General features: G+C 39.8%; 4 protein-coding genes. 1 reads left to right on the forward strand and 3 read right to left on the reverse strand.

Annotation, left to right across the window (positions count from 1 at the left end):
- Positions 1 to 138: 138 nt before the first annotated feature.
- The 3 genes from JIG41_RS01890 to JIG41_RS01900 form a co-directional block, all read right to left on the reverse strand.
- Positions 139 to 525 carry a DUF3019 domain-containing protein gene (locus JIG41_RS01890; RefSeq protein ID WP_036967206.1) on the reverse strand — a complete coding sequence of 129 codons (387 nt, stop codon included), beginning with the start codon at positions 523 to 525 and terminating at the stop codon, positions 139 to 141.
- Positions 515 to 1,363 (reverse strand): MipA/OmpV family protein, encoded by an 849-nt coding sequence (locus JIG41_RS01895; RefSeq protein ID WP_036967207.1) that lies wholly within the window; start codon positions 1,361 to 1,363, stop codon positions 515 to 517. Before JIG41_RS01895 ends, JIG41_RS01890 begins: the two co-directional genes overlap by 11 nt.
- A 190-nt stretch (positions 1,364 to 1,553) precedes the next feature.
- Positions 1,554 to 2,357: a hypothetical protein gene (locus tag JIG41_RS01900; protein WP_036967210.1), complete on the reverse strand. Its 804-nt coding sequence runs from the start codon at positions 2,355 to 2,357 to the stop codon at positions 1,554 to 1,556.
- 116 nt (positions 2,358 to 2,473) lie between these two features.
- Between JIG41_RS01900 and JIG41_RS01905 the strand changes: the two genes are divergently transcribed.
- A complete protein-coding gene (locus JIG41_RS01905) occupies positions 2,474 to 3,634 on the forward strand; it encodes a serine hydrolase (protein ID WP_036967213.1) in 1,161 nt (386 codons plus the stop codon).
- The last annotated feature ends 171 nt before the right edge of the window (positions 3,635 to 3,805 follow it).

The following is a 3,805-nucleotide window of genomic DNA, read 5'->3' on the forward strand; positions in this document are numbered from 1 at the left end:
ATCATTTTGAGTGATCAAACCAGTCGCTACCTGCGTTAAAAATTTCTGATTTAGAACAACTAAATAACTAAATTTTTGCCTTGTTATCAACGCGGTTTTATTGCCTCAAAATAGACCACTTAATTAAGCGGAATGGTATTAGAACAGTCGCCAACGACGTTTTTTCTGACGGTTTTTATATACCCACTGTAACTGTATTTCAGTAGAGGCGACAATTTTTCCATTATCACTATTAATCAACTCAAATCCGACCGTTTCTGTAGAGTCAAACTCATACCTAAACAGCCCTTTGTGCTGCATAAGCCAGCATTGAATAATATGTTTGCTGTCGGAATTACGTAAACAGTAGTTTCCTATTTGCTGCTGTCGCCAAGAAACCTCAACATCAGCGTAACAATTTCGTCCTTCACGCAGTGCCACACAGGTATCAGGTATTGCAACAAGAGTATTGCTATCGGCTGTCTGTTCTTGTGCATTGACGGGTGCAATGGGTAAGGCGAACAAAAAGTAGTATTTAAAAAACATAGCGCAGGCCTACCTTGGCTTTATGCTGATACTCTTGCGATATAATAGGGCTTTGATGAATGTCATTTGAAAACCAAGTTGATAACCAACCCGTTAAAAAGACCCAGTGCTGATTAAGCGGGTATTCCGCATGAAACTCAAAAATGAGACTGTATGATGTATCTGGGATATACAGAGGTCTGTCAGCGCGTGATTCGGGCTGCGAAATCCCAAAATAGTAATTGGTAAAGTCACTTGAGTAGGCACTTAGGCCAACACCTGAACGAAATTCCCAGTTTCGCCATGGAATGATCTGACTAAAAAATGAATTCATTACCCAGCCATTATGAGTGCCAGATACATCGTGTAAATATTCAAAAGAAATGTGTGAATTTTCAAAGCGGCGGGACAGGCGAAGACCAACATCAAAATCATAATTACGGCGTTTTATTCCCTCAAGTTCCGCGATAACATCGTCGCCGTAAAACGTTAAACCTGTTTCGTCAAACCCTGATTGAACATTCGTCCCGACAATATCAAGACCCCACTCAAATTTATCTATAATGCTGTAGCCAAGAGAAAGGCCACCACTTAATTGGCTTTGGTCGTAATCGAGGTAAAATTTCTCGTAAGAGACAGCAAGATGGATATCGGGCTCAAATCCATCATTATAGGAGTCCATGCCAACAAGGTATGAATCTTCAGCATAATACCCTGCACCAATTCCCCAATCCCAGGCAAAACCTTGGCTTGGTTCGAGTGTATTGTCGGCGTAATAACGATTACTTGCTTGGCTCGACGTGCTAAAAATGCATAAGTAGATAAATAAAAGGGCGCTGCAGGCTCGCAAGTTTGTCATCCTTGTTACTAATAAAAATAAGCTCGTACTAGGATATAGTATATTGTTAATGAGTTCCCGAAATCTGTAAAAAAATGTAGGGGTGTAATCAGGTGTGTTAAAAAGTGTGGCTTAAATTAAACGCTGCTTTCCTTGAGGGTAGTAGGTAAGAAAAGCAGCCACATTAACAGTGTGAGCGTTTATAGATGACTCACTGGACTTTAATTTTGTCGATTAAAATACTGGTGAGGTAGTATTGCATCATCGGTGTCAGCGCGCTTATCTCTGTACGATTACACGGGCCTTGTTCTTTCGTTAGAGCTGTCATACGTGAAATGGTTTGATAAGCAGGTATCTCAATGTTTTTGTTAATGCGCTCAAGACGAGCTTGCTCAGTATTTTGCTCATGAATGAAACTGGCAACTTCGAGTTCATTTTTAATCATTTGCTGCTGTTCAAAGCTGTAAATAAGTGGCTCGCGGTGAAAGCTTGCGCTATCGATAGACGATTTTGCAAACCAAACTACATCACCGGTTTTTTTATGTGTTAAACGCATACTCACTTGTCCAAGCATTGTTGCACACTGCTTAGTTGGGAACTGAGCCGCGATATCATCAAATAAAGGAAATGGTTTTTGTGGTTTTACGAGTGTGTACTCAGTGTCAGCAACTAACTCTAAATCTAATTGATGGATTGAGAGCGTGTAATCCGCTTGACCTTCATCAACAACCTTTAATTGTTTTGCCACTAACGATTCAGAAATTTGTGAATAAAGCGTATCTGTCACGCTCGTTTTGTCGGCAACAATCGTCACTGTTTGATTTTTACTGACAGTATGAGCCGGTAACTGTACAGACTTAACTTTAGGTGCTGCATGGTCTGTTTCATACTTTATTTGATAACGTTGGCTTTGTAGCAATGGCTTTTCTGGCATTACTAACAACGGAGCTGGTTCTGGTCTTAGGGCACAACCGGCTGAAATTAAAGTAAAAAGCAAAACGACAAGTAAGCGCATAAAAATAAGTCTACCCATGAAAAAAGTTAAGATTGTGCGCATTGTACGTTAGTCGAAGCAAAAGTTCATGATATTATGTTATGAGAAACTTCCGAAACAGATTAAAAAAATAAATAATGAAGTACTCAGCACCTATTATCATTTGTCTATTTTCATTTCTTTTACTGCTCTCTTTTAGCAGTCAGGCTGCAGGTAGCGGTTCACAATGGCAGACATTTTTAGACGATTACAATACGTACTTATCTCGAAAATTAAGAAGTAAAGGTATTCCAGGTGGAGCGCTTTCAATTGTTAAAGTCGGAGAAGATGATTTTGTGCGGGGGATAGGCCGCACAAAAATAGACAATGGCCGAAAGGTTGATAAACACACGCGTTTTCGTTTGGCATCCGTATCAAAAACTTTTGCAGGGTCATTAACCTCAAAACTTGCTGCGCAGGGGGAGTTTAATATCGATGATCCTCTGAGTAAGTTTATTCCTGAGTTTTCCAATACCGTTTATAAAGATGATTTAAAAATTTACCATATTTTAAGTCATTCAAGCGGCTTAGTGCCTAATGCGTATGATAATCTGATTGAATCGCGAATGAGTTACCCTGATATCGTCGAGCAACTGCTGAGCGTGCAACCAATATGTAAGCCGGGTGAATGTTACGGTTATCAAAATGTGATGTTTAGCTTAATTGACTCGGTGATTTTAAAGTCGACTCAAATGGACTACACGCATTGGATTTCTGAATATATCTTTGCCCCCCTTAAAATGGTCGATGCGAGTGTGGGTTATGATGGCATGGTCCGAGACGATAATTTTGCTCACCCTCATGTTCGTGGCCGAAAACGGTGGTATACATCTCGGTTAAAGAAAAATTACTACAAGGTTGCAGCTGCCGCAGGGGTTAATGCCAGCGCAAACGATATGGCTATTTGGCTTAACGCGCAGCTAGGTCAATACCCCGAAGTATTGCCTTTAGATGCACTAATCAAACAAACCCGACCGTATACACATACCAAAAAAGAGACGCGTCGAAGAGTGTGGCGCAGTCATGTTAAAGATGCATATTACGGGCTTGGATGGCGGGTATACAACTATGATGATGAAGTACTTTATTATCATAGTGGCTGGGTGCAAGGTTACCGAAGTGATTTAGTGGTGTTTCCTTATTTAAATATTGGTTTTAGCTTAGTACTCAATGCCGAGACAGGATTGATCAACGAATTAACCACCGAATTTATAAATCGGACGCTTAAGTTCGTTAGAGAAGATAAAACGCTTAAGTAATAAAATTTAGTTACAAAAAAGCCAGCTCTGCGCTTAATGCAGATCAGTTAAGCATATTTTTATGATCACTTGACTGATCTTTTCATAGCTTCACAATCCGATATTAGAAATAGTATCGGATTTTTTTTATGTCTCTAATTCAACACTTTGATGATATGTCCTCCTTTTTAG

The sequence above is a fragment of the Pseudoalteromonas sp. bablab_jr011 genome (genome assembly GCF_016464045.1).
In the GTDB taxonomy this organism is placed as follows: domain Bacteria; phylum Pseudomonadota; class Gammaproteobacteria; order Enterobacterales; family Alteromonadaceae; genus Pseudoalteromonas; species Pseudoalteromonas lipolytica.